Origin of the sequence: Nocardioides sp. NBC_00368 (genome assembly GCF_036090055.1) — a bacterium.
GTDB lineage: Bacteria > Actinomycetota > Actinomycetes > Propionibacteriales > Nocardioidaceae > Nocardioides.
Map to the genome: position 1 here is coordinate 1,030,700 of NZ_CP107970.1, position 26,186 is coordinate 1,056,885.

General features: G+C 69.7%; 25 protein-coding genes. 20 read left to right on the top strand and 5 right to left on the bottom strand.

What is annotated here, in order from left to right; genetic code table 11:
• Positions 1 to 39 precede the first annotated feature (39 nt).
• The 3 genes from OG984_RS04845 to OG984_RS04855 are packed head-to-tail and all read right to left on the bottom strand — an operon-like array spanning position 40 to position 3,704.
• Positions 40 to 1,503, bottom strand: a complete 1,464-nt coding sequence (locus tag OG984_RS04845; protein ID WP_328530506.1) for a glycerophosphodiester phosphodiesterase — start codon at positions 1,501 to 1,503, stop codon at positions 40 to 42.
• 56 nt (positions 1,504 to 1,559) lie between these two features.
• Positions 1,560 to 3,083, bottom strand: coding sequence for an ATP-dependent DNA ligase (locus tag OG984_RS04850; RefSeq protein WP_442940955.1), 1,524 nt, complete (start codon positions 3,081 to 3,083; stop codon positions 1,560 to 1,562).
• Between the two features lie 36 nt (positions 3,084 to 3,119).
• Complete coding sequence (locus OG984_RS04855) at positions 3,120 to 3,704, bottom strand: TIGR03086 family metal-binding protein (RefSeq protein WP_328530507.1); 585 nt, start codon at positions 3,702 to 3,704, stop codon at positions 3,120 to 3,122.
• A gap of 52 nt (positions 3,705 to 3,756) precedes the next feature.
• On the opposite strand from OG984_RS04855, the gene OG984_RS04860 reads away from it, so the two are divergent.
• Genes OG984_RS04860 through OG984_RS04870 form a run of 3 tightly spaced genes read left to right on the top strand, consistent with a single transcriptional unit; the run spans position 3,757 to position 6,472 of the window.
• Positions 3,757 to 4,173, top strand: a complete 417-nt coding sequence (locus OG984_RS04860; protein WP_328530508.1) for a MarR family winged helix-turn-helix transcriptional regulator — start codon at positions 3,757 to 3,759, stop codon at positions 4,171 to 4,173.
• Positions 4,170 to 5,564, top strand: a complete 1,395-nt coding sequence (locus tag OG984_RS04865) for a serine hydrolase domain-containing protein (protein WP_328530509.1) — start codon at positions 4,170 to 4,172, stop codon at positions 5,562 to 5,564. Before OG984_RS04860 ends, OG984_RS04865 begins: the two co-directional genes overlap by 4 nt.
• On the top strand, positions 5,561 to 6,472 hold the full coding sequence (locus OG984_RS04870; protein ID WP_328530510.1) for a DNA-3-methyladenine glycosylase family protein: 912 nt from the start codon (positions 5,561 to 5,563) through the stop codon (positions 6,470 to 6,472). Before OG984_RS04865 ends, OG984_RS04870 begins: the two co-directional genes overlap by 4 nt.
• Before the next feature lie 94 nt (positions 6,473 to 6,566).
• Here OG984_RS04870 and OG984_RS04875 read toward each other — a convergent pair whose 3' ends face one another.
• Positions 6,567 to 7,808, bottom strand: coding sequence for a phospholipase D-like domain-containing protein (locus tag OG984_RS04875; RefSeq protein ID WP_328530511.1), 1,242 nt, complete (start codon positions 7,806 to 7,808; stop codon positions 6,567 to 6,569).
• A gap of 331 nt (positions 7,809 to 8,139) precedes the next feature.
• On the opposite strand from OG984_RS04875, the gene OG984_RS04880 reads away from it, so the two are divergent.
• The 16 genes from OG984_RS04880 (at position 8,140) to OG984_RS04955 (ending at position 23,247) form a co-directional block, all read left to right on the top strand.
• Positions 8,140 to 8,913, top strand: a complete 774-nt coding sequence (locus OG984_RS04880) for an MlaE family ABC transporter permease (RefSeq protein WP_442940956.1) — start codon at positions 8,140 to 8,142, stop codon at positions 8,911 to 8,913.
• A gap of 7 nt (positions 8,914 to 8,920) precedes the next feature.
• The gene (locus OG984_RS04885) at positions 8,921 to 9,763 is read left to right on the top strand and encodes an MlaE family ABC transporter permease (protein ID WP_091041523.1); all 843 of its coding nucleotides are present in this window, start codon (positions 8,921 to 8,923) and stop codon (positions 9,761 to 9,763) included.
• Positions 9,764 to 9,779: 16 nt separating this feature from the next.
• Positions 9,780 to 10,922 (top strand): MCE family protein, encoded by a 1,143-nt coding sequence (locus OG984_RS04890; protein ID WP_328530512.1) that lies wholly within the window; start codon positions 9,780 to 9,782, stop codon positions 10,920 to 10,922.
• Positions 10,919 to 12,016, top strand: a complete 1,098-nt coding sequence (locus tag OG984_RS04895) for an MlaD family protein (protein ID WP_328530513.1) — start codon at positions 10,919 to 10,921, stop codon at positions 12,014 to 12,016. The genes OG984_RS04890 and OG984_RS04895 overlap by 4 nt, the downstream gene beginning before the upstream one ends.
• Positions 12,016 to 13,005, top strand: coding sequence for an MCE family protein (locus OG984_RS04900; RefSeq protein ID WP_328530514.1), 990 nt, complete (start codon positions 12,016 to 12,018; stop codon positions 13,003 to 13,005). The genes OG984_RS04895 and OG984_RS04900 overlap by 1 nt, the downstream gene beginning before the upstream one ends.
• The gene (locus OG984_RS04905) at positions 13,002 to 14,345 is read left to right on the top strand and encodes an MCE family protein (RefSeq protein ID WP_328530515.1); all 1,344 of its coding nucleotides are present in this window, start codon (positions 13,002 to 13,004) and stop codon (positions 14,343 to 14,345) included. The genes OG984_RS04900 and OG984_RS04905 overlap by 4 nt, the downstream gene beginning before the upstream one ends.
• Positions 14,342 to 15,703, top strand: coding sequence for an MCE family protein (locus tag OG984_RS04910; RefSeq protein ID WP_328530516.1), 1,362 nt, complete (start codon positions 14,342 to 14,344; stop codon positions 15,701 to 15,703). The genes OG984_RS04905 and OG984_RS04910 overlap by 4 nt, the downstream gene beginning before the upstream one ends.
• Positions 15,703 to 16,980, top strand: a complete 1,278-nt coding sequence (locus tag OG984_RS04915) for an MlaD family protein (RefSeq protein WP_328530517.1) — start codon at positions 15,703 to 15,705, stop codon at positions 16,978 to 16,980. The genes OG984_RS04910 and OG984_RS04915 overlap by 1 nt, the downstream gene beginning before the upstream one ends.
• Positions 16,981 to 16,985: 5 nt before the next feature.
• Positions 16,986 to 17,558 carry a hypothetical protein gene (locus tag OG984_RS04920; protein WP_328530518.1) on the top strand — a complete coding sequence of 191 codons (573 nt, stop codon included), beginning with the start codon at positions 16,986 to 16,988 and terminating at the stop codon, positions 17,556 to 17,558.
• A 160-nt stretch (positions 17,559 to 17,718) separates the two neighbouring features.
• A complete protein-coding gene (locus tag OG984_RS04925) occupies positions 17,719 to 18,555 on the top strand; it encodes a hypothetical protein (protein ID WP_328530519.1) in 837 nt (278 codons plus the stop codon).
• A gap of 114 nt (positions 18,556 to 18,669) precedes the next feature.
• Complete coding sequence (locus tag OG984_RS04930; protein WP_328530520.1) at positions 18,670 to 19,146, top strand: pyridoxamine 5'-phosphate oxidase family protein; 477 nt, start codon at positions 18,670 to 18,672, stop codon at positions 19,144 to 19,146.
• Between the two features lie 31 nt (positions 19,147 to 19,177).
• Positions 19,178 to 19,372: a ferredoxin gene (locus tag OG984_RS04935; protein ID WP_165112007.1), complete on the top strand. Its 195-nt coding sequence runs from the start codon at positions 19,178 to 19,180 to the stop codon at positions 19,370 to 19,372.
• Positions 19,373 to 19,378: 6 nt separating this feature from the next.
• Complete coding sequence (locus OG984_RS04940; RefSeq protein WP_328530521.1) at positions 19,379 to 20,266, top strand: SDR family oxidoreductase; 888 nt, start codon at positions 19,379 to 19,381, stop codon at positions 20,264 to 20,266.
• On the top strand, positions 20,266 to 21,024 hold the full coding sequence (locus OG984_RS04945; protein ID WP_328530522.1) for a glucose 1-dehydrogenase: 759 nt from the start codon (positions 20,266 to 20,268) through the stop codon (positions 21,022 to 21,024). The genes OG984_RS04940 and OG984_RS04945 overlap by 1 nt, the downstream gene beginning before the upstream one ends.
• A 103-nt stretch (positions 21,025 to 21,127) precedes the next feature.
• Positions 21,128 to 22,327: a hypothetical protein gene (locus tag OG984_RS04950; protein WP_328530523.1), complete on the top strand. Its 1,200-nt coding sequence runs from the start codon at positions 21,128 to 21,130 to the stop codon at positions 22,325 to 22,327.
• Positions 22,324 to 23,247: a hypothetical protein gene (locus OG984_RS04955; protein ID WP_328530524.1), complete on the top strand. Its 924-nt coding sequence runs from the start codon at positions 22,324 to 22,326 to the stop codon at positions 23,245 to 23,247. Before OG984_RS04950 ends, OG984_RS04955 begins: the two co-directional genes overlap by 4 nt.
• A gap of 3 nt (positions 23,248 to 23,250) precedes the next feature.
• Here the strand turns inward: OG984_RS04955 and OG984_RS04960 are convergent, their stop codons facing one another.
• Positions 23,251 to 23,886 carry a TetR family transcriptional regulator gene (locus OG984_RS04960; RefSeq protein WP_328530525.1) on the bottom strand — a complete coding sequence of 212 codons (636 nt, stop codon included), beginning with the start codon at positions 23,884 to 23,886 and terminating at the stop codon, positions 23,251 to 23,253.
• Positions 23,887 to 24,050: 164 nt separating this feature from the next.
• Here OG984_RS04960 and OG984_RS04965 point away from each other — a divergent pair, with 164 nt between their 5' ends.
• Positions 24,051 to 26,177, top strand: a complete 2,127-nt coding sequence (locus OG984_RS04965) for an acyl-CoA dehydrogenase (RefSeq protein WP_328530526.1) — start codon at positions 24,051 to 24,053, stop codon at positions 26,175 to 26,177.
• Positions 26,178 to 26,186: the final 9 nt, after the last annotated feature.

Here is a 26,186-nt window from a genome sequence, read left to right on the forward strand (position 1 = left end):
GCAACTCCGAGTTGCACTCCGAGTGCGCCGCCTCACACCTCACCGCTGGAGCAGCGCCTCCCGGGCGTTCGCGACGTCGCCCGTGGTGACGTAGTCGACCCCGGCGACCGCCGCGCGGAGCACGGATGACGTACCGATCGCCGGCCAGGTGCCGACCGCGGCCCCCTGGCGACGGTAGCGGTCGGCGAGTGCGGCGTCGAGCAGCCGGGTGTGGATGTGCACCTGCGCGAAGTCCCCGTCGTGGAGGTCCGTGGGATCAGGCTCGTCCTTGACCGCCACCGTCTCCATTCCCGTCCGCTCGGCGCCGGGGAAGTCGAAGTGGCTCGCGTCGAAGCTCATGAAGATCGCCTTGTCGCCATGGCCTGTCCGGGATACCCAGCCGGGCCGTAGCGAGACGACCTTGCGGTAGAGCGCACGCATCTCGTCGGGACTCTCGCCCTTGAGCTCGACGACGAGCCGCACCCGGTGCCCGTGAAGCCGCTCGGCCGCGTCGATGGCGTCGAAGGTCTCCTCGATCGTCGGCACCCGGACGCCCCGGAACTGCGGCGCCATCCACGAGCCCGCGTCCAGCGACTGCACCTCGGCGAGCGTGAACTCGCGCGGGCTCGCGGTCCGGCGCTCGGGGAAGCGGATCTCGACGTCGGTCGTCCGCCGGAAGTCGTCGTCGTGCAGCAGGACCCACTCGCCGTCGGCCGTGGGCTGGAAGTCCATCTCGATGAAGTCGGCCCGCTCCCGCACCGCACTGCGGAACGCGTCGAGGGTGTTCTCCGGGTAGTTGGAAGAGTCGCCGCGCCACGCCATCACTCCGACCGGCCTGCTCCCGATGGCGTAGACGGCCGCGGGAGAGCTCACGTGCCTCGGTGCACCGTGGTGCTCCTGGGCGATCGTCCGGAAGCGGGTCTTCACGACGTCCCGAGCCCTGAAGACGTACGCGGCGTGGCCGGTCGCGTCGCTGGTGAGGTCGGCGACCTTCGTCCACCCTCGGCCGTCGTGGCGCTGGAGGGTGAGCACCCGGCCGGACCGGGCGGGCGCGGCGAAGAGCGAGATCCGCACCGCGCTGCCGGCGCGCACCGACCTCGCCATGCGGGTCGTGACGACCTGCGGCTGCCCGAAGAGCGTACGTGGCTCCGTGACTCGCCGCGGCCAGGACCGACCATGGCGCTCGACGCCGGGGGCCAGGACCCGCCAGGGCATTCGCCAGGAGGACTGGGTCACGGTGAAGGTGTAGCGCCCGGAGCTCGCGACGTTCTGGCTCTGCGCCGGTCGCCACTCTCCGTCGTCATAGCGCTCCAGCCGCACCACCCGGCTCACGCTGGAGCCGATCGATCCGCTCAGCGTGTACGACTCATTCAGGATCGGCCCGGGGACGCTGGGTGACGGGGCCGCAGCCGTGACCTCGGCCGAGGCGGCGCCGGTGGCGGCAGAGACCGCGGTGAAGGCGACAGGGCCGGGGACCATCGTCAGCATCGCGAGCAGGGCGGCGAGGCGGGCGTACAGGGGCACGCCGAGTGAGGTTAGGGGTTCGAACGGGCGCACCTTCACCCGGTATCCAGATCAGGTCACTGAAGATACATTTTCACCGTCTCGATCGTGTCCGCCTCCGCCGGCGACTTGTCGTCGCGATAGCGGACCACCCGGGCGAACCGCAGTGCGACGCCGCCGGGATAGCGGGTCGAGCGCTGCACCCCGTCGAAGGCGATCTCCACCACCTGCTCGGGTCGCACCTTCACCTGCCAGTCGTCGGTGCCGCCGACGGCGAGTTCCGTGAACCGCTCGGTCTGCCAGGCGAGCATCTGGTCGGTCATGCCCTTGAACGTCTTGCCGATCATCACGAACTCGCCGTCGGCACCCCGGGCGCCGAGGTGGATGTTGGAGAGCCAGCCCTTGCGGCGCCCCGAGCCCCACTCGATGCCGATGACGACGAGGTCGAGGGTGTGGACGGGCTTGACCTTGATCCAGCCCGAGCCGCGGCGTCCGGCCTCCCAGGGCAGGCCCACGCCCTTGACGACGACGCCCTCGTGGCCGGCGGCGAGCACGTCGGTGGCGAACCGCTCCGCCTCCTCGGTGTCCACCGTGACCAGCCGCGGCGGCCGATGCTGCTCGGGAACGACCCGGTCGAGCTCGGTGAGGCGCTGGTCGAGGGCGAGGTCGATGAGGTCGCGGCCGTCGACGTGGAGGATGTCGAAGAAGTACGGCACCACGACCGCTCCGGGCGCCGACCGGGTCGCGGTGCGCGAGGCGGTCTCCTGGAACGGTCGCGGCCGGCCGTCGGGGCCGAGGGTCATCGCCTCGCCGTCGAGCACGAGCGTGTCGGCCGGGAAGGAGGCGACGATCTCCGCCACCTCGGGCAGCCGCGAGGTGATGTCCTCCAGGGTGCGGGTCGCGATGCGTACCTCCGAGCCGGACTTGTGGGCCTGGATCCTGATGCCGTCGAGCTTGGTGTCGACCATGACCGCCTCGCCGAGCTTCGCCATCGCCTCCTCGACCGAGCCCGCGGAGGAGGCCAGCATCGGCAGGACGGGCCTGCCCACGACCAGCCCGACCTCGGCGAGCGCCTCCTCGCCGTCGAAGGCGAGCCCGGCGACCACCACGGTCGACCCGGCGAGCATCGCGGCGCGGCGTACGGCCGGCAACGGCACCTGGGCCGCTGCTGCCAGTGCCTCCTGGACGAGCGAGTCGAGCGCACCCTGGCGGACCTCGCCGGTCACCACGCCCCGCAGCCATGCCTGCTCCGCCTCGGTCGCAGCGGCGAACAGCGCGTCGGCCTCGCGCGCCCGCTCGACCTGAGAGCCGGCCCCCGCCACCCGCGACATCCGCTCGAACGCCTCGTGCACCTCGCCGACCGTCAACGACGGCTCGGCCGCAGGCGAGGGGAGTGCGCTGAGCGAACGCCAGCCCAGTCCCGTACGCCGCTGCAGCAGCGTCCCTGAGAGGTAGGCCGTCACGACCGGGAGCTCGTCACGCGAGGTGGCGGCGAGGCACTCCGCCAGCGCGGCGACCTTCGCCTTCCGCGACCGGGTCGAGGCGACGGCGTTCGAGGTGGAGACGATGTCGGCGAGCAGCATGCCTCCAGTGAACCTCACGGCACCGACAAAAACCGGTGTGACGTCGCGACTCGCCTAGGCGGCTGGCAGCCGTTCCGGGTCGCGCCCGAGGAGGCTCAGGGCGTCGTACCACGGGTCCTCTCCGTGCTCGGCGAGAGGCGCGGCGAACACCGGCGTGCCGCCGGGTCGGGCGGCGATCTGCCTGGCCAGGTCGAGGACGACGGCGATGGTGGACTCCGAGGGCCGGTAGCTGCGCCCGAGAGCCGTCGCGACGTCCCAGGCGTGGACGGCGGCGTCGAGCAACTGCATGCCCAGCGCCACCGTGACGGTCGGCCGGAAGCCGAACTCGACGAGGTGGACGGCGGCTCCTGGATCCGCGGCGCCGAACGCGTCACGAACCCGACCCGCCGACTCCCGCCATCGCCGGGCGACGTCGTCGACGGTCACCGGCACGGACTCGAAGGCCGCGACCGGCGCGTCGCCGTCGGTGACCGCGGCGGCGAAGCCCAGGTTCTGCCCGACCATGTGGCCGAAGAGGTCGGCCAGGTCCCAGCCGGCGCACGGGGTGGGGACGGCCAGGTCGCCCACCTCGGAGGCGAGCGTGGTGGTGTCTTCGAGGGCGCGGTCGTACTCCGCGAGCATGTCGGAAAAAGTAAGCATGCGTTGATCGTAAGCAGGCGTAGACGATATGTCGAGCGGTTACGATTCTGCGGTGGATCGACCCGAGCTCGGCTTCCTGCTGTCCCGTCTGATGCGCGAGGTGATGGCGCGCGAGAAGCCGATCCTCGACGCCGCCGGGCTGGAGATGTGGGACTACGCGGTGCTGACCGCGCTGGCGGAGTCGGACGCACCCACGCAGGCACAGCTCGCCGCGTCCACGGGACGCGACAAGACCCGGCTGATCGGCAACCTGGACCGCCTCGAGGCCGAGGGCATGGTCGAGCGCCAGCCCGACCCGGCCGACCGGCGCAACCGGATCGTGTCCCTGACGCCCGCCGGCTCGCGGGTTCTCGCCCGCTGTCGCGAGGCCATCGGGGCCATGGAGACCGAGCTGCTGGCCGATCTGGACCCCCGCGACCGGGCCGGGTTCGAGCGGGCGCTGACGGCTCTCGCCGAGGCCGGCCGATGAGCGGGGCGCTCGCCGCCACCCGCGCTTGGCTCCAGGACGAGCTACCGGACCTGCTGAAGAGGCGGCGGGTGCCCGCTGCCGCCGTCGGCGTCTTCCAGGACGGTCAGGTCGTCGACCACGCGGCCGGCATCCTCAACCTCGACACCGGGGTCGAGGCCACCATCGACTCGCTCTTCCAGATCGGCTCGATCACCAAGCTGTGGACCACCGACCTGGTGATGCAGCTCGTCGAGGAGGGCAGCATCGGCCTCGGCGACGAGATCATCCGCCACCTGCCGACCTTCAGGGTCGCCGACGAGGAGGCGACCCGAACGATCACGGTGGGTCAGCTGCTCGCCCACACGGCCGGCTTCGAGGGCGACATCTTCACCGACCACGGACCCGGCGACGACGCGGTCGAACGGTTCGTCGCCTCGATGGGCGACCTGCCGCAGATCTTCGCGCCGGGGGAGCGGTTCTCCTACTCCAACGCGGGCTTCGCCGTGCTCGGCCGCTTGGTCGAGGTGCTGCGCGGCACCACCTGGGATCGGGCGCTCCACGAGCACCTGGCGGCCCCGCTGGGCCTCACCCACATCGCCACGACGCCCTATGACGCGATCCGGTTCCGCACCGCCATGGGCCACATCGACCCCGGTCCCGAGCATGTCCTCCGCCCGGGACCGTCCTGGGGGATGGCGCGGGCCAGCGGCCCCGTCGGTGCGATGCTCTCGATGCGCGTACGCGACCTGCTCGGCTTCGCCGCCATGCATCTGGCCGGTGGCACCGCCCGCGACGGGACCCGCGTCGTCTCGGCGGCCTCCTGCGCCGATGTGCTGACCCGGCAGATCGACCACCCGGCCTCCACCCGGTCGGAGGCGCGCGGCCTGGGCTGGTCGCTCGACGACACCAGGCAGGGGATCGTCGGCCACGACGGTCAGACCATCGGGCAGTCGGCGTTCTTCCGGATGGTGCCCGAGCACGGCCTGGCGGTCGCGCTGCTCACCAACGGCGGCGACACCTACGGGCTCTACCACGACGTCGTCGGCCACCTCCTCGACGACCTCGCCGACGTACGCATCGCACCCGACCCGGTGCCACCCCAGCAGCCACCGTCGGGCTTCGACGCCGACCGCCTGCTCGGCACCTATCGCGCCCGGATCGTCGACTGGACGCTGCGCCGGGCCACCGACGGGCGGCTGTGGGTCGAGGAGATCCCTGGACCGGAGGCAGCTGCCGTCGGGGACGAGCCGCACAGCTACGAGGTCCTGCCGTACGCCCCCGACCAGGTCGTCACCGCCGACCCCCTGCACGGCGTGCACCACGTCTTCGGGTTCACCGGCAGCGACCGGGGCGGCCGCGCGACGCACCTGACCACCAGCCGGGTCTTTCCCCGGGTTAACCTCGAAACATGAGTGCGCAGCGGACGGTCCGTCCGGGCTATGCGGTGGGCCTCGCCTCGATGCTGCGGCCGCTGCGGCGCGGGCTCGGGGACCCGACGTACAAGATCATCGGTGCCGACCACTGGCGCGCCATCCGTACGCCGCACGGACCTGCCACGCTCCGGCTGCGCCAGCGCGACGCCGACGCCGTCGTCGAGTCCGAGGCGTGGGGCGAGGGCGCCGAGTGGGCGCTGGAGCAGGTGCCGGCGCTGCTCGGGGCCGACGACCGACCCGAGGAGTTCCGCACCGACGACCCGGTGCTCACGACGCTGCTGGAGCGCTTCGAGGTGCCCCGGTTCGGGCGCACCGGACTGGTCATGGAGGCGCTGGTGCCTTCGATCATCGAGCAGAAGGTGACCAACAACGAGGCGTTCCGTGGCTTCGGCAACCTGGTCCGCCGCTTCGGCGAGGCCGCCCCTGGCCCCGGAGCCAACCACGGGCTCCGCCTGCAGCCGTCGCCGGAGACGCTGCGCGCCATCCCCAGCTGGGACTGGCTGCGGCTGCCGGTCGACCCGGCCCGTTCCAAGGCCGTTCTCCAAGCGGCTCGGGTGGCCGCCGCCGTCGAGCGCACCGCGGCGCTTCCCGGCGAGGAGGTCGAGCGCCGGCTCACCACCATCCCGGGCATCGGCGAGTGGACCGTCGCGGAGGTGCGCCAGCGGGCGCTCGGCGACCCGGACGCGGTCAGCTTCGGCGACTACCATCTGGCCAAGGACGTCGGCTGGGCGCTGACCAACGCTGCCTGGGACGACGACCGGCTGCGCGACTATCTGGAGAGCTTCCGGCCGCACCGTGCTCGCGTCGTCGCGCTGATCTATCGGGGCGCCGGGAAGCGGCCTCGGCGGGGGCCGAAGATGTCGCCTCGGACGCACTTGCCTTCTTGATCCATCTGGCTTTACTGCCGAGTCGGCGCATCAGCCCCCTCTGGCTCGCTTCGCTCGCCAGGCACGGGGGCAGATGCGCCGACTCGGCAGGCCTTCAGAGCAGCGGTCGCAACGGGGTGAGGACGAGCTCGGTGAACTTGCGGTGGATGTCGCGGGCGGCCCACTCGGCGGCGGTCAGCTCGAGCGCGTTGGACTCGTCGCGGGAGAAGATCTCCTCCATCTGCTTGGCGACGTCGCGGTCGAAGATCTCCAGGTTGATCTCGTAGTTGCCGGTCAGCGAGAGGCGGTCGATGTTGGCGGTGCCGACGGTCGACCAGAAGCCGTCTACGGTGGCCGTCTTGGCGTGGATCATCGCGTCCTTGAACCTCAGGATCCGCACCCCTGCGTCGAGCAGCTGGGAGAAGTAGCCGCGCGAGATCCAGTCGACCACGACGTGGTTCGACTTCAGCGGCAGCAGGATGCGCACATCCACCCCGCGCTGCGCGGCGGCCTTGAGCGCGTTCACGAAGTCCTCGTCGGGGACGAAGTAGGCGGTGGTCAGGTAGATGTTGCGGGAGGCCCGGTTGATCGCCTCCAGATACATCGAGCGGATCGGGAACATCCACAGCCGCGGCACGTTGCGGTGGAACCGCAGATCGGGGTCCCATGAGGGTGCGGTCTCGATGAGCAGCGGGCCTTCGGCACCGGCTCGGTGGGTCAGCGGGTGCGGCCGCCGCCGGTTGAGGTTCCAGAAGTCGGCGAACGCCCTGCGCAGATCCCATACGCCGGGCCCGGTGATCCGCACGTGGGTGTCGCGCCACTCGGTGGCGTACGCGGTCCCGATGTTGTAGCCACCGACGAACCCGACGGTGTCGTCGACGACCAGGATCTTGCGGTGGTCGCGGCCGTAGCGGGACAGGTCGAAGAAGCGCCAGCCGGCCGCGTAGGTCGGGTAGCGCAGCACGTGCATGCCCGCGGGGAAGCGCTTGAAGCGGGCCGGCACCACGAGGTTGGCGAGCTCGTCGAAGATGCAGTAGACCTCGACACCGCGCTCGGTCGCCGCGGCCAGGGCCTGCTTGAACCGCTGGCCGACCTCGTCACCCTTCCAGATGTACGTCTCGAGGAAGATCTGCTTCTTCGCGCCCTCGATGGCGGCGATCATGTCCTCGTAGAGATCGTTGCCGAAGGTGTAGGTGGTCACGGTGCCGTCGCCGACTCCGTTGGTCCGCGGCGGCGTGACCGGGAACGGCTTGGCCCGCTTGCCGCGGCTGCGGTAGGCGTCGACGAGGCTCATCACGACGGCAAGCGCGACCGGCACGCCGAAGACGGCGAGGAGCAGGCGGCGTAGGAACCTCATGACGCCCCCCGGCGACAGTCTCATCACAATCCCCAATCTAACCGGCTCGTCGCTCCCAGACACACCGGAGCGGCCATCTACCCCATGCCGATGGCTCCAGCGGTCCCGGCCACGCGCCGACCAGCATGCGAGAACGACCTTCACGGCGGCGTGGCACCGAGTGGAGGATCTGTGATCCCCGTCACCTACTGGCGGGTAAGTCGTTGAACTCGAATACCTCCCACCCTGTTCGCGGACACGTCGGGGCCGGGTCGTTGCCCTCAGAACTGAAACGTGTTCTACTACTGGGCGAAACGTGAGCCGAGTCACAAGACCACCCGAAAGGTGCAGGATGGCAGTGCAGTTCGCCTCGCTGGTCCGAGGCGTCGGCGGGATGGGCTTGATGACCGGAGAGGTCGTCAAGGGGACGTTCACGACCAAGTTCCAGACGAGGGAGTTCCTCGAGCAGGCCTGGTTCATCACCAGCGTCACGATGATGCCCGCGGTGCTGGTCTCGATCCCGTTCGGAGCCGTCATCTCCCTGCAGGTCGGCAACCTCGCCGGCCAGCTCGGGGCGCAGTCGTTCGCGGGCGCGACCGCGGTGCTCGCGGTGGTCAGGGAGGCGGCGCCGATGGCGGCCGCGCTGATCATCGCCGGGGCCGCGGGGTCGGCGATCTGCTCCGACATGGGATCGCGCAAGATCCGCGAGGAGATCGACGCGATGGAGGTGCTGGGCATCGACCCGGTCGTCCGGCTGGTGATCCCCCGTGTCCTCGCGTGCCTGTTCGTCTCGGTGATGATCAACGGGATCGTCATCGCGACCGGCATCGGCGGCGGCTACTTCTTCACGGTGATCGTCCAAGGCGGCTCGGCCGGTGCGTTCCTGTCGAGCTTCACCGCGCTGGCGAGCCTGCCCGACCTCTACATCTCGATGGTCAAGTCGGCCCTGTTCGGGTTCCTGGCGGCGATCATCGGCGCCTACAACGGCCTCAACGCCCAAGGCGGCCCGAGCGGCGTGGGTCGCGCGGTCAACGAGGCCGTGATCATCGCGTTCATGATGCTGTTCGTCCTCAACTCCATCATGACCGCGGTCTACTTCCAGATCGTTCCTCAGGACGGGTTGTGATCGCGCGGTGTCCAACACGCTCGCCCAGGTGGGCAACCAGATCGTCAAGGAGCAGCGCCAGGCCGTCGAGGGCTATGGCGATCAGCTGCTCTTCTACGTCAAGGCCCTGGCCTGGGCGCCCCGCACCATCCGCCGCTACAAGCGGGAGGTGCTCAACATCCTGGCCGAGGTCGCGTTCGGCGCCGGCGGCCTGACGATGATCGCCGGCACCGTCGGCGTGATCGCGTTCATGGCCTTCTTCGCCGGCTCCGAGGTCGGCATCCAGGGCTACGCCAGCCTGAGCCAGATCGGTGTCGCGAAGTTCTCCGCGTTCATCTCGGCCTTCTTCAACACCCGCGAGGTCGCCCCGCTGATCTCCTCGATCGCGCTCGCCGCGACCGTCGGCTGCGGCTACACGGCACGCCTCGGCGCGATGCGCATCAGCGAGGAGATCGACGCGCTCGAGGCGATGGGCGTGCCGAGCCTGCCCTACCTGGTCACCACCCGGATGATCGCCGGGTTCCTGGCGGTGATCCCGCTCTACATCGTCGCCCTGTGCGCCTCCTACCTCAGCCCGCGGCTGATCACGACGCTGATGTACGGGCAGTCGGGCGGGACGTACGACCACTACTTCCTGGCGTTCCTGCCGCCGATCGACATCCTCTACAGCTTCCTCAAGCTGATCATCCTCGCGGTCGCGATCATCCTGATCCACTGCTACTACGGCTACACCGCCTCGGGCGGCCCGGCCGGGGTCGGCATCGCGGTCGGCAAGGCGATCCGTACGTCCATCGTGACCGTCGTCGTCGCCGACTTCTTCCTGAGCTTCGCGATCTGGGGCTCCACGACCACCGTCCGGATCACGGGATGAGGGCGGTGACGGCCAGATGTTGATGGGAATCCAGCGCGACACCCGCGCCGAGCACACCAAGCTCTTCGTCTCCGGGATCGCCTTCACGGTGACCCTGGCCCTGCTCATCACGCTCTGCGTGGCGATCTACCAGAAGGCGTTCGTGCAGTTCACCACGGTCAGCGTCGAGGCCGACCGGGCCGGCCTGCAGCTGCCGCGCTACGGCGACGTGCGCATGCACGGTGTCATCGTCGGCCAGGTCCGCGAGATCCACCAGGACGGCAAGAAGGCCGTCATCGAGCTCGGCCTCGAGCCGGAGCAGGCCGAGCAGATCCCCGCCAACGTCAGCGTCGCGATCAAGCCGACGACGCTGTTCGGCCAGAAGTACGTCGAGTTCATCGACCCCGAGGGAGAGCGCACCGGCGCGCTGAGCGACGGCACCGTGATCCCCGCCGACCGGGTCCGCACCAGCGTCGAGCTCGACGTGATCCTGGCCCGGCTCTTCCCGCTGCTGAAGTCCATCCGGCCCCAGGACCTCAACAGCACCCTGCACGCCCTCGCCACCGCGCTCTCCGGCAACGGGGAGAAGCTCGGCGAGACCCTGGTCCAGCTCAACGACTACCTCGAAGAGATGAACGTCCACCTCCCCACACTCGAACGCGACCTCGAGGACATGGCCGACGTCGCCGAGACCTACTCCATGGCTGCCCCGGACCTGGTCAAGGTCCTCGAGAACACCACGACCACCGCCACGACGGTCTCGGAGCAGCGCCGACGGCTCGGCGGACTGCTCACCTCGGTCACCGGGGTCGCCGACACGTCGAAGAACCTGCTCGCCGAGAACGAGAAGGCGATCAGGTACGAGACCGAGCTGGCCGTGCCGCTGCTGAAGCTGCTGTCCGACTACTCCCCGGAGTACACCTGCCTGCTCCGCGGCCTCGACGACTACACCGAGCTGCTGGCGACCGTCTTCCAGCAGAACCGGGTGCGTCAGACCATGGTCCTCGACGGCACCCAGAAGCCGGCGTACGGCCGTGACGACCGTCCCGAGTGGGGCGAGATCGGTCACGGACCGTGGTGCGACGGCTTGCCGACCCCGAAGGTGCCGGCCGGCCCGATGGAGCTGGAGAACGGCACCGAGGACGTGCCGTGGGCCCCCGGGAACGGAGGTCTGCAGTGAACAAGCGCGATCTGAAGACCGCGGTCGCCGGGACCAAGCTGGTCGTCTTCACCGTGATCTCGATCCTCGTCACCGGCACGCTGGCCTCGATCATGGGCAACGTCGGCTTCGGAGACCGGGTGCCCTACCGTGCCGAGTTCACCACCGCCTCGGGCCTGAGCGAGGGAGACGACGTACGCGTCGCCGGCATCACCGTGGGCGAGGTGCTCTCCGTCGAGATCGAGGGCGGCGACCACGCGATGGTCACCTTCCGGGTCGACGAGACGGTGCCGCTCACGACCGCCAGCGGTGCCCAGGTCCGCTACCTGAACCTGGTCGGCGACCGCTACCTGGCGCTGACCCAGGACGCCGGGCAGGAGTCGGAGGCCGACGCGACGCCGTTGCGGGAGGGGCAGGCGATCGCGATGGCCAACACCACGCCCGCGCTCGACCTGACCGAGCTCTTCAACGGCTTCCAGCCGCTCTTCCAGGCGCTGCAGCCCAAGGACGTCAACAAGCTCTCGCTCAACCTGATCCGGGTGCTGCAGGGGGAGGGTGGCACGGTCGCGAGCCTCCTCTCGGAGACGGCCGAGCTGACCAGCGCCCTGGCCCAGCGCGACCAGCTGATCGGCGACGTGATCACCAACCTGTCCAAGACCCTCAACACCGTCAACGAGCACCACACCGAGCTCGCCGAGCTGATCCAGCAGCTCAGCGGCTGGATGAAGGACCTGGCGCGCGACAAGGAGGCGATCGGCGACTCGATCTCCTCGATCGGCGACCTCACCGACGAGCTGGCCGGGCTGCTCACCGACGTACGCCCGTTCCTGAAGGAGGACATCAAGCAGCTCAAGCGCGTGGTGGACATCCTCAACAAGCCGGGCAACCAGAAGCTGCTCGACCGGACCCTCGAGCGGCTCCCGGAGACCCTGGAGTCACAGGCCCGGATCGGCAGCTACGGCTCCTGGTACAACTACTACCTCTGCGACCTCGACTTCTCGATCAAGCTGCCTTCCCTCGGTGAGCTGCTCGACAACTCGCCCGCCGTCAAGGCGATCCAGAAGCAGCTCGACAACGTCGCCTTCTACAGCCGGGCGGAGAGGTGCAAGCTCTGATGGCGCATCACTCCGACACACAGCTCAAGCGCACCGGCGTGATCACCATCGTGGCGATCGCGCTGGCGCTCACCGCGGCGTTCAACCTGCGCAAGCTGCCGTGGTTCGCCGGCACGACCTACCAGGCCGAGTTCTCCGACACCAGCGGCCTGCACGTGGGCAACCGGGTGGAGATCGCCGGCATCCGCGTCGGCCGGGTCAGCGACATCGAGATCGACGGCGCCAAGGTGGTCGTCTCCTTCTCGGTCGAGGGCACCGAGATCGGCCACCGCAGCGAGGCGAAGATCGGGGTGCTCAACCTGCTGGGGGAGAAGTACCTCGACATCACCCCCCAGGGCGGCCGCACCCTCGACGCCGGCTCGCGGATCCCGCTGGCGCGCACCAGCGCCGGCAGCGACATCGTCGGCACGTTCGGTGATCTGGCCGAGACCACGGAGGCGATCGACACCCAGCAGCTGGCCAAGGCGCTGACCACCATGTCGGGCACCCTCGACAAGGCCGGCCCCGAGGTGCAGGGCGCCTTCCAGGGGATCGCGGCGCTCTCCCAGACGATCGCCGCCCGCGGCGACGAGCTGGAGTCGCTGCTCCAGGACGCCGAGAAGGTCGTGCAGCTCGTCAACGAGCGCAAGCAGGACATCATCGGCGTGATGGAGAACGGCGATCAGGTCTTCGCCGAGCTGATCCAGCGCCGCCAGGCCATCCACCAGCTGCTGGTCAACGCGACCGCGCTGGCCGAGCAGCTGCAGGCCCTCGTCAAGGAGAACCAGAAGCAGATCGGGCCCGCGCTGGACGCGCTCAACCAGGCGCTGAAGTTCCTCAACGCCCGCGACCAGGACCTGACCAAGACCATCCAGAACTACGGGCCGTACGCGTCGATCCTGATCAACATCATCGGCACCGGCCCCTGGTTCGACGCCTACCTCGCCAACCTGACCGGCATCGTGAGCGGTGAGTTCGTGCCCGGACGACGACCAGGGATCGTGCAATGACCAACATCATCGAACGACTGACCGAGGTGCCGCGAGGCCGGGGCCGGCGGCGTACGCAGGTGCCGGCCGCGATCGCGGGCACCGAGCGGCCATCGGGGCCCAGCCTGCGGTCCAAGTGGGCGGCGCTGCCGATCGCGCTGGTGGTGATGTGCGGGCTGCTGCTGGTCTCCGAGGTCGCCGCGCCCGACACCAAGCTGGTGACCGCGAGCTTCCCGCAGGCGGTGAGCATCTACGAGGGCTCCGACGTGGTCATCATGGGCGTCAAGGTCGGCAAGGTCGCCTCGCTGGAGCCGAAGGGCGACCACGTGGACGCGGTGATCGAGTACGAGAGCGACTACAAGCTGCCCGAGGATGTGAAGGCGGCGATCGTGACGCCGACGCTGGTCGCGGACCGGTTCGTGCAGCTGACGCCGGCCTACACCGGCGGGCCGGCCCTGGCCGACGGCGGTGAGATCCCGATCGAGCGCACCGCGGTGCCGGTCGAGCTCGACCGGATCTATGCCAGCCTCTCCGAGCTGACCACGGCGCTGGGACCCAACGGGGCCAACAAGAACGGGGCGCTCAGCGACGTGCTGCGGGAGGGCGCCGACGCCCTGGAGGGCAACGGCAAGATCGGCAACCAGGCGATCGCCGACATGTCCGAGGCGGCCCAGGTGCTCGGCGGCAACTCCGAGCAGCTGTTCAGCACCCTCTCCCAGCTCTCCGAGGTGACCAGGACGCTGGCGAGGAACGACGACACGACCGAGAAGTTCCTCACCGACCTCTCGACCGTCTCCACGCAGCTGGCGGGGGAGAGCGACGAGCTCGACCAGGCGCTCGCCGCGATCGCGCAGGCGGTCAAGGTGACCAAGTCCTTCGTGGAGAACAACCGCGACGCCCTCGTCGGCGACGTCAAGGAGCTCAACAAGACGCTCAACATCCTGGCCAAGGAGAAGGAGACCCTGGGCACCGTGGTCGACCTGGCCCCGCTGGGCATCGGCAACCTGGCCGAGTCCTTCGACCCCGCCTCCGGCTCGGTCGGCTTCCGGCTGCAGGTGGGCCCGATCGGCTCGGACCTGTCCAACATCCTCTGCATGGTCGTCGAGAACGACCAGATCCCGGGCGCCAAGGAGATCTGCGCGCTGTTCAAGGCGCTGTTGCCGACCGGGTCGACCGCTCCGGCCGGTCAGGCGCTCACCGAGGGCAGCGCGCCCACCGACCGCGACACCGACACCGGGCTGCCGCTCGACACCGGCACCCAGGCCAAGCAGCCGGAGGTGGAGCCCGAGGTGGTCACCCAGGGCGGCATCACCGAGCTCAGCGGCTCGCTCCAGGAACTGATGTCGGGAGGCAAGAGATGAGGCGCCTGTGGGCCGCTGCGGCGATGCTCGGCATCGTCGCCGTGGCGAGCGGATGCGGCGTACAGGCCTACGACCTGCCGCTTCCCGGCAAGGAGGTCGGCGAGGGTGACGGCTACGTCGTCACCGCGGAGTTCAACGACGTCGTCGACGTGGTGCCGCGCACCAAGGTGATGGCCAACGACGTGCCGGTCGGCCAGGTCGACAAGGTCGAGCGGGAGGGCTGGCACGCCAAGGTCACCATGACCATCCGTAAGAACATCGAGCTTCCGGCCGATGCGCTGGCCAACGTACGCCAGACCAGCCTGCTGGGGGAGAAGTACATCGCCCTGGTGGCCCCCGAGGGGTCTACCGTCGCCAGCGCCGGCAGGCTGGGCGACGGCGCGACCATCGGCCTCGACCGCACCAACCGCAACCCCGAGGTCGAGGAGGTGCTCGGCGCGCTCTCCTTCCTGCTGGCGGGTGGCGGCGTCGGTCAGCTGAAGACGATCAGCGACGAGCTCAACACGATGATGGACGGGCGCACCGGGGACATGCGGGCGCTGCTGGGCAACCTGGAGACCACGGTCGCCTCGCTCAACCAGCAGAAGGGCTCGATCATCAAGGCGATGGAGCAGGTGGACCGGCTGACCCGCACCCTGAACAAGGAGTCCAAGTCCATCGAGGCGGCGATCGACTCCTTCGGGCCGGCCCTCGAGGTGCTCCGCCAGCAGCACGCCGACCTGCTGAAGATGATGAAGGCGCTCGACCGGCTCGGCGTGGTGGCGACCCGGGTGATCAACCAGAGCGGCGCCAACCTGACCACCGCGCTGGACGAGCTGGCGCCGACGCTGCGCGAGCTCGCCGACGCCGGTGACTCGCTGCCCCGGGGCCTGATGATGGCGGCCAGCTTCCCGTTCCCCGAGAACGCCTCGGGGCTGGCGATGGGCGACTACTCCAACGCGCTGTTCCACATGGACCTCGACCTCGGCAAGCTGGTCGGCAGCCTCACCAACGGTGAGTCGCCCGGCCTGCTGCCCCAGGTCTTCCAGATCTGCCTGTCCTACTCCAAGGGCTGCGAGGCGATCCAGCCGCTGGCCAAGGCGCTGTGCGACCTGACCAACATGCAGATCACGTGCTCCGTGGTCGGCAAGGAGGACACCGCGTCCAAGCCGGGCGAGAAGACGCCCAAGCTGCCCGACATGTCCGACCTGCTGCCCAAGAGCTCGACCTCGACCTCGACCAAGACGCCGGGGCTCGAGGGTCTGGTCCCCGAGATCGCCGAGGGTCTCTCGGCGCCGGCGGACACCGACTCGCCCACGGCCGAGCCGACCACCGGAGGCCTGCTGGGCCTCCTCGGACTGCTGGGAGGCGGCAGCTGATGACACGGAGCGTACGCAACAAGCTGGTCGTCTTCCTGGTGCTCGCCGCGGTCGGGATCTTCTACGTCTCGGCCGCCTACCTCGGGGTCGTCGACCGGGTCCTGGGCCGCCACGTGGACGTCTCGGTCGACCTGCCGGCCTCGGGCGGGCTCTACGTCGGCAGCGAGGTCAACTACCGCGGCATCAGCATCGGCCGGGTGGCCTCGATGACCGTCACCGACGAGGGCGTACGCGCCGGGCTGCAGCTCGATCCCGGCACCCAGGTGCCGAGGGACGCGAAGGTGGAGGTGCACAACCTGTCGGCGGTGGGGGAGCAGTACGTCAACTTCATCCCTGAGTCCGCCTCCGGGCCCTACCTCGCCGAGGGTGACGTCGTGACCGCCGGGCCCGAGTCGATGCCCGGCACGACCGACGAGCTGCTCACCGAGCTCAACAGCTTCACCACCTCGATCAACGGCGAGGACCTGAGCACCGTGGTCGCCGAGCTCGGCACGCTGTTCCGCGGCAACGCCGAGAACCTGCGTACGTTGCTCGACTCGGGCTCCACGCTCGTCGACGAGGCCTCGGCCCACCGACGCGAGACCATCCGCCTCCTCAACACCAGCCAGACGGTGCTCCAGACGCAGAAGGAGCACAGCGGCGACATCCGCGAGTTCGCCAAGGGGCTCGAGGAGGTCACCGCCACGCTCGACAAGCGCGACCCGGAGCTCCGCGAGATCCTGCAGGGCGGCGAGGCGACGGCCGTCCAGGTGCAGTCGCTGCTCGACGGGCTGCAACCGCTGCTGCCGGTCTTCCTGGCCAATCTCAGCACCGTGAACGAGGTGCTCACCGCCCGGCTGCCCGCCATCGAGCAGACCCTGGTGACCTTCCCGCGTGTCGTCGCGACAGGGTTTACCGGCTCGCCCGGTGACGGCTACGGTCACCTGTCGATGGGCTACGTCTACACCACACCGCCGTGCCAGGAGGGCTACAAGCCCGCCGACCAGTGGATCCCCGGCACCGTGATGGAGGACCAGCCGCTCTACCCGGCCAAGTGCACCGACGAGCGCGCCCAGCCCGGCTACGAGGGCGACAACCCGATCATGCAGCGCGGCGTCAACATGGTGCCGAAACCCGAAGGCGTCGGAAAGTACGTGACGACCTACGACCCGAAGACCGGGCGCACCCAGCTCCCCGACGGAAAGACGGTCACGATGTCCACCCCGACCGATGACGGAGGCCTCGTCTCCGCCCTGTCCGACGACTCCTGGCGATCGATGATCCTGGGAGAGGAGTGATCCGAATGAGTTCTGAGAACCCCCTCGAGGTCAAGCTCTCCCTCGCCAGACTGGGCCGGGTCAACACCGTGCTCGCGGCGCTCGTGGTGGTCCTGGTCGTCCTGGCGGCGGCCGTGTTCATCGGCGGCGCCCGGGTGCTGCCCTGGACGACGCCCGCCGAGGCCGCGGCCGCCGACTACGACGAGGTGAAGGCGGTGGCCGAGGACGGCGTGATCGCGTTCCTCGATGTCGACTACCGCGACATGGACCCGCGGATCCAGGCGGTCAAGGAGATCTCGACCGGCACCTTCGGCAAGGAGTACACCGCCATCGCCGAGCAGATCCGGCAGGCCGCGATCCCCGCCCAGACCATCTCCAAGGGCAAGGTCAAGCAGGTCGGCATCCGGGCGATCGGGTCGAAGAGCGCGGTCGTGCTGGTCGCCGTCGACTCGGTCGTCACCAGCAGCCAGACCGCCGAGCTGAAGAAGAGCGACACCTGCCCCTACGACGGTGCGCGGTGCTCGAAGTACCGCTTCAAGGTGTCGCTGGCCAAGACGAAGGACGGATGGCGCATGTCCGACCTGGCAGGAGTCAACTGATGAGCGAGCGTCAGCGAGTGAACAATGGGATCCTCATCGGGCCGCGTCCGTACCATGGCGCGTGCGCTACGGCTACGACCGGAGCGAGGTCGAGCGGCGAGCTTGCTCGTCCGCTCGCGCCGAGCGAGGGAGTTACTGGGCGAAGCGCAGAGGCGGTCCGATGACAGGCGTACGAGCGAACGGGTCGGTCTCCACCGGCCAGAAGGAGTGCCCCTTCTGCGCGGAGACGATCAAGGCCGCCGCGATCAAGTGCCGCTACTGCGGGTCCGACCTGCTGCCACCGGCCGAGGACGAGAAAGAACCCCAGGACGTACGTGACGAGGTCGCTGCTCCGGAGGACGCGGAGACCGAAGCAGAGCCTCAGGCTGAGGTTGAGGGTAAGGCTGAGAACGAGGAGCGCGCGGGGTTCGCCGAGCGGTGGCTGGGCGACGGGAGCTGTGTGCTGACGGCCGTTCTCGGCGTACTCGTCCTGGTGGCCGGCGGTGTCCTGTGGCTGGCCGTCGACATGGTGTCGAAGGACGATGTCGCGCCGGGAGGCGAGCTGACCGCGGCCGGATCCAGGGCGGCGATCATGGAGCACTCGGTCGGGCTGGCCCAGACGGTGATGTCCTACCAGGCCGCCAGCGCGGAGAAGGACATCGCCGCCGCGAAGAAGCTGATGACGCCGGCGATGCAGAAGGAGTACGACAAGACGCTGCCCGGCGAGGACAAGCGCAAGGAGCAGGCCGAACTCGGGATCAAGGTCGACGCCGAGGTGGCGCCGCTCTCCGAGGAAGGGGCGAAGGCCGCCGAGGAGGGCAAGGCCTGCGTCGACGAGGACTGCGCCGCCTCGATCATCTCCGCCACCGAGGAGTCCGCGAAGGTGCTGCTCTTCGTCAACCAGAGCGCGACCGCGCCGAAGACGAAGAACACCGTGGTCAGCCCGACCTGGGAGGTGCTGACGCTGGTCAAGGACGACGGCGGCTGGCTGATCTCCGAGATGAAGGCCGCCTCCTAGGTCGAGACGGAGCCCGAGACGAAGGGGCCTAGTCTCAGCATGAGGTCCCTCCGGGGGCGTCACTGTCCCTGATATGGTAGAACGTGTTCTAGTTTCACTGCTCGAGGAGGGCACATGGCCGGCTCACGCCAGTCCGTACAGCTGACCGAGGCGGAGATCGAGGAGTTCCTCGGCTCGCAGATGAAGGTGCAGGTCGCGACCGTCGGTCCCGACGGTGCGCCGCACCTGACCACGCTGTTCTACGTGCTCGACGAGGGCAGGATCGTCTTCTGGACCTACGGGTCCTCGCAGAAGGTCCGCAACCTGCGCCGCGACCCCCGGGTCACCTGCCTGGTCGAGGACGGCGTCGACTACTTCGAGCTGCGCGGGGTGAGCATCACCGGCAAGGCGCGGCTCGTCGAGGACTACGACGAGATCAAGGGCATCGGGTCGCGGGTGATGACCCGGATGGCCGGCGGTGCGGATCTGGGTGAGCTCGGCGAGGAGCTGGTGTCCAAGCAGGCCCACAAGCGCGTCGGCATCGTCATCGAGCCCGACAAGGTCGCAAGCTGGGACCATCGCAAGCTGGGCGCGCTGCCCGGTCAAGGCTGACTTCGATGATGACGAGGACAAGGAGACGGACATGGCAAAGGTGATCGCGGACTTCGACCTGTGCGAGTCCAACGGGATGTGCGAGTCGTTCGCTCCCGACGTGTTCGAGATCGACGACGACGACTACCTGCAGATCGCGGACCCGACGGTGACCGACGAGAACCGCGACCGCGTCGAGCAGGCCGTGGCCGGCTGCCCCAAGGCAGCCCTGAGAATCGAGGAGTAGCCCCGCGTGAGCGTTGACCTGACAGGCAAGATCGCGATCGTCACCGGTGCCGGAGCCGGCCTCGGGCGCGCCGAGGCGGTCGCCCTGGCCCGCGCCGGCGCCCGGGTGGTGCTCAACGACCTGCCCGGTGCCGCCGAGGACGCGGCCGAGGAGATCCGTGGGTTCGGCGGCGAGGCGGTGATCGCGGCCGGTGACGTGAGCGAGCGTGCCACCGCCGACGCGATGATGGCCGCCGCCGTCGACGGGCTCGGTGGCCTCGACATCGTGGTCAACAACGCGGGCATCACCCGCGACAAGATGCTCTTCAACATGTCCGACGAGGAGTTCGACCTCGTCGTACGCGTCCACCTCCGTGGCCACTTCCTGCTGACCCGCAACGCCTCGGCCCACTGGCGCTCCGTCGCCAAGTCGACGGGCACGCCGGTCGACGCCGCGGTGGTGAACACCTCCTCGGAGGCGTTCCTCTCCGGGCCTCCCGGGCAGGCCAACTACGGTGCCGCGAAGGCGGGGATCACCGCCCTGACGATGTCGACGGCCCGCTCGATGGGCCGTTCCGGCGTACGCGCCAACGCGATCTGCCCGCGGGCGGCGACCGCGATGACCGAGGGCGTGCTCTCGGGGGACTCCTACGGCCCCGAGCACGTGGCTCCGCTGGTCACCTACCTCGCCTCACCGGCCGCCGCCGCGATCACCGGGCAGGTCTTCGTCGTCTACGGCGGGATGATCGCGGTCCTGGCGCCGCCGACGGTGGCCGAGCGCTTCGACAACGCCGCCTGGGACCTGGACTCGCTCGACAAGCAGGTCGGTGGCTGGTTCGCCGACCGCGACCCGGCGGCCGGGTTCTCGGCCGACTCGATCATGCAGCTCAAGCTGAAGGACCAAGAGGAGCAGTGATGGCACGTCTCGAGGGCAAGATCGCGATCGTCACCGGTGGTGCGCAGGGGCAGGGGGCCGCGATCGCCCGCGCCTTCGTGTCCGAGGGTGCCAAGGTGGTGATCGCCGACGTGGCCGACGAGCCCGGCAAGCTGCTCGCCGAGGAGCTGGGGGAGTCTGCGCTCTTCGTGCACCACGACGTGAGCTCGGAGGAGTCCTGGACGTCGCTGGTGGCCGAGACCGGTGCTGCGTACGGTCCGGTCAACGTGCTGGCCAACAACGCCGGCATCCTCCGTTTCGGCGAGATCCTGACCCAGCCCGTCGAGGAGTTCGAGCTGCTGTGGCGGGTCAACACCCTCGGCTGCTTCCTCGGGATGCGCTCGGTGATCACGACGATGAAGGACCACGGTGGCGGCTCGATCATCAACGCCTCCTCGATCGAGGGCCTGGCCGGGATGGCGTTCGTAGCCGGCTACACCTCCACCAAGTTCGCCATCCGTGGCATGACCAAGGCCGCCGCCCTCGAGCTCGGCCCCAGCGGCATCCGGGTCAACTCCGTACACCCCGGCATGATCGACACCTCCATGACCCGCGGCGTCGGCGCCGACGACGCCGCCATGGAGTTCGGCGCCTCGAAGGTCGCCCTCAAGCGCGTCGGCCACCCCGCGGACATCGCCCCGCTCTACGTCTACCTCGCCTCCGACGAGTCGAGCTTCGTCACAGGCGCCGAGATCGCCATCGACGGCGGTGCCACCGCCACCCACGCCTTCGGCGGCTGACCGCGGCCGAGGCATGGGTGAGTCGGCCACGTCACGAGCCGGACTCCGGCATACTGCGGTCGAAGGTTTCAGTCAGCGGGGACGAACCGAAGGCCATCACAACTTGTCTCGACGACGCAGTGCGTTCGCCACGACCGCCGTGGTCGCTGTTTTTGCCTGGTTCTACTCGTTCGCCCTAGCCGTGCCGGTCGACACCGGCAGCGTCTCCTCGCTCTGGCAGGCGCGCGGGCACGCGTGGTTCGGGGCTTTCCTGGCTCGGGTGCTCGATGGTCTGTCGTTCCTCTGGGGATCGGTGGTCAGGTACGAGTACGCAGCGGCGCCCGAGTCCGCGTGGCCGGTGCTGGTCTTCGTCGTCCTCCTCTCCGGGTTGGTCTATGCGAGCCTGCGAACCGGAGGGGACGGCGCCTACTCCGTCGCCGGCCGGGTGTTGGGTGCGTCCCTCCTCGCCGGCGGACTCACGAACCTCTTCGTCATCGTCGAGGCCGTCGTGGCGTCTCCCTACGGAGCCGCGCAGCTGTCAGCGATGGCGTGGTCGCGTCCTGACGACGGGATCTGGCTGGCCCTCAGCCTCGGAGTGGTCGGCGGCGTGGTGGCGGCGCACGTGGTGACGTTGGTCCAGCTCGCGGTCGCCGTTTCGGAACGGGCCGAACGCGAGGACTCGCCTGCCTCGGTGAAGGCGCCGAGGCTGAACCCTGCGCAGGGACGGACGCGCGCCGTTCGGGTCGCGACCTGGGGTGCGCTCCCGACGCTGGGTCTCGCGCTCGGTGGTGGCTTCGTGTGGGACCACGGTCCCGACGTCTACTCCGATGCCGCCGCCGATGCGCGCCAGGGCTGGGTGCACGTGGTCTGGTTCGCCCACGCCAGCCTTGCGCCGCCCGATGACCCCTACTCGCTCGGTGGCACCTTCGACACGTTGATCTGGTTGCCGCGCACGCTGAGCTCGGTCGTCCTGGTGGCACTCATCTGGCTCGCGATCCGTCTGGCGGTGATTCGCTGGCAGCGTGGTGCGGAACCGAGCGTGCTCGGCGTCGTGATGTGGTGCTGGGGCATGGTCGCGGTGGTCGCCGTGGTCGTGGGGCTGGTCGAAGGAGCTCTCGTGCCGGTTCCCGAGCTCGCCCCGCCGACCCATACCCTGCCGGCTTACACCCGGGCGTTCGACAACGTCGCCGACGCGCTGCGCTTCGCTGCCTTCTTCGGCTGGGTGACCGGGGTCGCCGTGGCGCTCGCGCTCCGGCTGTCCGGCGGAACCGTGACCGAGCCGGAGACTGCTGAGCCCGTACCCGAGGGGAGCATGGACCGATGACCAGGCAGAGGCCCGAGGGGCCCGAGAAGGACGCAGAGGAGGCCCCGAAGGAGGTCGCGAAGGAGGCTGCGGCGGAGGCGCCGACACCGGCCGGCGACGTACGCCGCCGGGGTCCGCTGCCGTGGGCGGTGTCGCTGCTGAAGAAGCCGACCGCCTGGGTCGTCGGCGTGGTCCTGGTCTCGCTGGGGGCGACGTTCGGCTCCGGCCTGCAGAATCTCTTCACCGGGCTCCTGCCCGAAGGGTGGAGCGATCCGGGCGCGGGCATCCAGCTGGTGGACGTACGCAGGAAGGCGATGAGCGGGCCGGTGCTGATCCCCGACGGTTCGAGCACGGCGCCGTTCAAGGACTTCGACCAGGCGAGGCGCGCGGTGAACGATCTCGACTGGCAGGCCAAGCACGAGTGGTACGCCGTGGGAAATGTGACCTGGGAGGTCACCCTGGTCGGCCGGCACAGCGAGGACGTGGTGATCACCGATCTGCGGCCGAAGCGTTCCGGGCCGTGCACGTCGATCCTGCGCCAGGGCACGGTCGTGGTAGACGTTCCCCAAGGCGGAGGGGGAGACAAGATCCTGCTACGGACGGACCTGGGTGCGCCGGTGCCGGCGCTGATCTCCGAGGAGGACGGTTCGCCCTACTTCACCAGCCGGACGGTGACCCTCTCCAAGGGGGAGACGGTGGTCATCCCGATCACGGCGTCGAGCTCGGGGCCGACCTGCCGCTGGGTGCTCGAGGTCGACTACGTCGACCACGGCAAGCGCGAGTCGATGATCATCAAGGCTCCTGGCGGCCGCGAGTTCGGGATCACCGGCACCCCCGAGGGGCACCCCTATCGGCTCAGCTGGATCCATGAGTGCGAGCGAGCGATGAGGCCCGAGGACTGGGCTGAGCGTAAGAGGGACCAGGGCTACTGCCCGAGGTGATCCTCAGCGCAGCAGCAGGCGCACGGCGACGTCGATCGACTTCTCGACGTCCTCGGTGTCCATCCGGCCGGTGACCCAGGAGATGAGGGCGGAGAGCCATACGTCGGAGATGATCCGGATGATGGCGGCCTCCTCCTCGGTGACCTCGCCGTGGTCGGGAGTGCCGTGCATGGCGCGGGCGATGACCGTGGTCAGGCTGGTGCCGACCTCGTGGATCTCGCCGGTCACCGACTGGTCGGCGAACATGAAGGCACGGACCAGGGCCTCGGTGAGCTTGGGCTGCTTCTGCAGGGCGCGCGTGCGGCGGTTGAGGACGTACATGATCCGCTCGTGAGCGGTCTCGCCCGGGGTCGCGCGGACGGCCGAGCGCTCGACGTCCTTGGTGAACTCGCGCGCGAGGGCGGAGACCAGGAGATGGATCTTCGAGGGGAAGTAGCGGTAGAGGGTGCCGAGCGCGACCTCGGCCTGCTCGGCGACAGCACGCATCTGCACGGCGTCGAACCCGCCCTCGGCCGCGAGCGTGATCGTGGCGTCGAGGATGCGCCGACGGCGCTCTCGCTGCGCCGCGGACCCGCCGGTGGGCGGCGTGGCTGGAGTGTTGCCATCGGTGTCGCGTGGCTCCGCGCTGACGGACGTCACTGGTTGTCCCCCTCGGACTATGACCGGATCTCGATCTGTGGTTCTCAGGCTAACCGCATCGCGGCCCGAGAATGAAACACGTTCCTTCGTGAGTCTAGACTTGTAACACGTTCTACATCAGTCTCTATTCCGGACGAAGGCTCCCGAAACAATAGGAGGTCGCTGTGCCGATCGGCATCACCGACGAACACCAAGCCCTCAGCGAGAGCCTGCGCGACTGGGCGAAGGGGCTGGGTGGCATCGCCCTCGCCCGGGCTGCCGAGGGCGCCGCCTCCGCGCGTTTCGACGAGGTGTGGCGAGGTGTCGAGGAGTACGGCGTCGCCGGCATCGCGGCGCCCGAGCCGAACGGCGGTGGCGGCGGAACCCTCCTGGACGCGGCAGTTGCGCTCGAGGCCTGCGCGCACGAGCTGCTCCCGGGCCCGCTCCTCGGCAGCACGGTCGCCGCCTATCTGGCGGGGGCGGCCGGTCTCGGCGACCTGGTCGCGGCCGTCACCGCCGGCGGATGCGGGATCGCGCTCGACCCCGTCCTCGATCACGGCGAGCGTCTCGTCGGCACCGTCCCCGTCGTCTACGACGGCGGGGGAGCCGCCCACCTGCTGCTCGGTGCCCGGAGCGGAGACGGTGAGGAGCACTGGTTCCTCGTCGCGGCGGAGCGGGCGGACGTACGTCCACAGGCGGGCCCGGATCTGACCAGGCGAGTCGCCGAGGTGCGGCTCGACATCGATGCCGCAGACGTGGTCGAGATCCCGGCGCTGCGCGGAGAGATCGTGCGACGTACGGCCCTCACCCTCGCGGCCGCGGAGGCCTCCGGGATCGCACAGTGGTGCCTGACCACGGCGGTCGAGCACGCCAAGGTGCGCGAGCAGTTCGGTGCTCCGATCGGGTCGTTCCAGGCGATCAAGCACCTCTGTGCGCAGATGCTGGAGACCGCCGAGGCAGTGGCCGCGACCGCCTGGGACGCAGCCGCTTCGGGCGAGGACGACGCCGGGCAGTGGGCCTTCGCGGCCGAGGTCGCGGGCGTCACCGCGCTCGACGGCGCGGTCAAGGCGGCGCAGGACTGCATCCAGGTCCTCGGCGGGATCGGCTTCACCTTCGAGCACGACGCCCACCTCTACCTGCGCCGCGCCGTCGCCCTGCGCAGCCTCCTCGGTGCCGGAGACGCGCACGCGGTCGCCCTGGCCGGGTACGCCGTGGCCGGGACCCGCCGCTCGGTCCGGGTCGACCTCGACGGCCAGGACGAGGACGTACGTCCCCGGGTGCGCGAGACGGTCGCCGCGATCGCCGCCCGTCCCGAGGCCGAGCGCCGGGAGGCGCTCGTCGAGGCCGCCTACCTGGCGCCGCACTGGCCCGCTCCGTACGGCCTCGGTGCCGGACCCGTCGAGCAGCTAGTCATCGACGAGGAGCTCGCCGCGGCGGCCGTGGCCCGCCCCGACATCAAGATCGCCGGATGGGCGGTGCCGACCATCCTGAAGCACGGCACCGACGCCCAGCGCGAGCGGTTCGTCGACGCCTCGCTGCGGGGCGAGATCGTCTGGTGCCAGCTGTTCAGCGAGCCCGGTGCCGGCTCCGACCTGGCCTCGCTGGCCACCCGGGCAGAGCGTGTCGACGGCGGCTGGCGGCTGACCGGCCAGAAGGTGTGGACCTCGCTCGCGGCCGAGGCCGACTGGGCGATCTGCCTGGCGCGCACGAACCCTGACGCCCCCAAGCACAAGGGCATCACCTACTTCCTCGTGGACATGCGCAGCGAGGGCATCGACGTGCGCCCGCTGCGCGAGCTGACCGGCGATGCCCTCTTCAACGAGGTCTTCTTGGACGCCGTGTTCGTGCCCGACGAGCTCGTCGTCGGGGAGGTCGACGGCGGCTGGCGGCTGGCCCGTACGACCCTGGCCAACGAGCGGGTCGCGATGGCCTCGACCAACCTCGGCGGCAGCGTCGAGCGGGCCGTCGAGCTCGCCGACGGCCGGGGCGAGGCCGAGCTCGCCCGGGTCGGCCACGCCGTCGCGCTCTCCACGGTCTGCGCCCTGCTCGGGGTCCGGTCGACGCTCAAGGCGCTCGCCGGCCGCGGGCCCGGTGCGGAGTCCTCGGTCGCGAAGCTGCTCACCGTGCGCAACCGCCAGGACGCCTCCGAGCTCGTCGTCGACCTGCTGGGTCCGCTCGCGCTCACCGACGACCCACAGGTCCGCGAGGACCTGCACCAGTCCCAGCTGACCCGCTGTCTCTCCATCGCCGGCGGCACCACGCAGGTGCTCCGCAACGTGGCCGCCGAGCAGATCCTGGGGCTGCCGCGCTAGGTGGGCGCA

Bases quoted from the DNA above. Each gene is read 5' to 3' on its own strand.
- OG984_RS04915 (WP_328530517.1), top strand. From the start codon at position 15,703: ATGACACGGAGCGTACGCAACAAGCTGGTCGTCTTCCTGGTGCTCGCC.
- OG984_RS04910 (WP_328530516.1), top strand. From the start codon at position 14,342: ATGAGGCGCCTGTGGGCCGCTGCGGCGATGCTCGGCATCGTCGCCGTG.
- OG984_RS04905 (WP_328530515.1), top strand. From the start codon at position 13,002: ATGACCAACATCATCGAACGACTGACCGAGGTGCCGCGAGGCCGGGGC.
- OG984_RS04930 (WP_328530520.1), top strand. From the start codon at position 18,670: ATGGCCGGCTCACGCCAGTCCGTACAGCTGACCGAGGCGGAGATCGAG.
- OG984_RS04865 (WP_328530509.1), top strand. From the start codon at position 4,170: ATGAGCGGGGCGCTCGCCGCCACCCGCGCTTGGCTCCAGGACGAGCTA.
- OG984_RS04935 (WP_165112007.1), top strand. From the start codon at position 19,178: ATGGCAAAGGTGATCGCGGACTTCGACCTGTGCGAGTCCAACGGGATG.
- OG984_RS04880 (WP_442940956.1), top strand. From the start codon at position 8,140: ATGGCAGTGCAGTTCGCCTCGCTGGTCCGAGGCGTCGGCGGGATGGGC.
- OG984_RS04870 (WP_328530510.1), top strand. From the start codon at position 5,561: ATGAGTGCGCAGCGGACGGTCCGTCCGGGCTATGCGGTGGGCCTCGCC.
- OG984_RS04945 (WP_328530522.1), top strand. From the start codon at position 20,266: ATGGCACGTCTCGAGGGCAAGATCGCGATCGTCACCGGTGGTGCGCAG.
- OG984_RS04955 (WP_328530524.1), top strand. From the start codon at position 22,324: ATGACCAGGCAGAGGCCCGAGGGGCCCGAGAAGGACGCAGAGGAGGCC.
- OG984_RS04925 (WP_328530519.1), top strand. From the start codon at position 17,719: ATGACAGGCGTACGAGCGAACGGGTCGGTCTCCACCGGCCAGAAGGAG.
- OG984_RS04900 (WP_328530514.1), top strand. From the start codon at position 12,016: ATGGCGCATCACTCCGACACACAGCTCAAGCGCACCGGCGTGATCACC.
- OG984_RS04920 (WP_328530518.1), top strand. From the start codon at position 16,986: ATGAGTTCTGAGAACCCCCTCGAGGTCAAGCTCTCCCTCGCCAGACTG.
- OG984_RS04875 (WP_328530511.1), bottom strand. From the start codon at position 7,808: ATGAGGTTCCTACGCCGCCTGCTCCTCGCCGTCTTCGGCGTGCCGGTC.
- OG984_RS04890 (WP_328530512.1), top strand. From the start codon at position 9,780: ATGTTGATGGGAATCCAGCGCGACACCCGCGCCGAGCACACCAAGCTC.
- OG984_RS04855 (WP_328530507.1), bottom strand. From the start codon at position 3,704: ATGCTTACTTTTTCCGACATGCTCGCGGAGTACGACCGCGCCCTCGAA.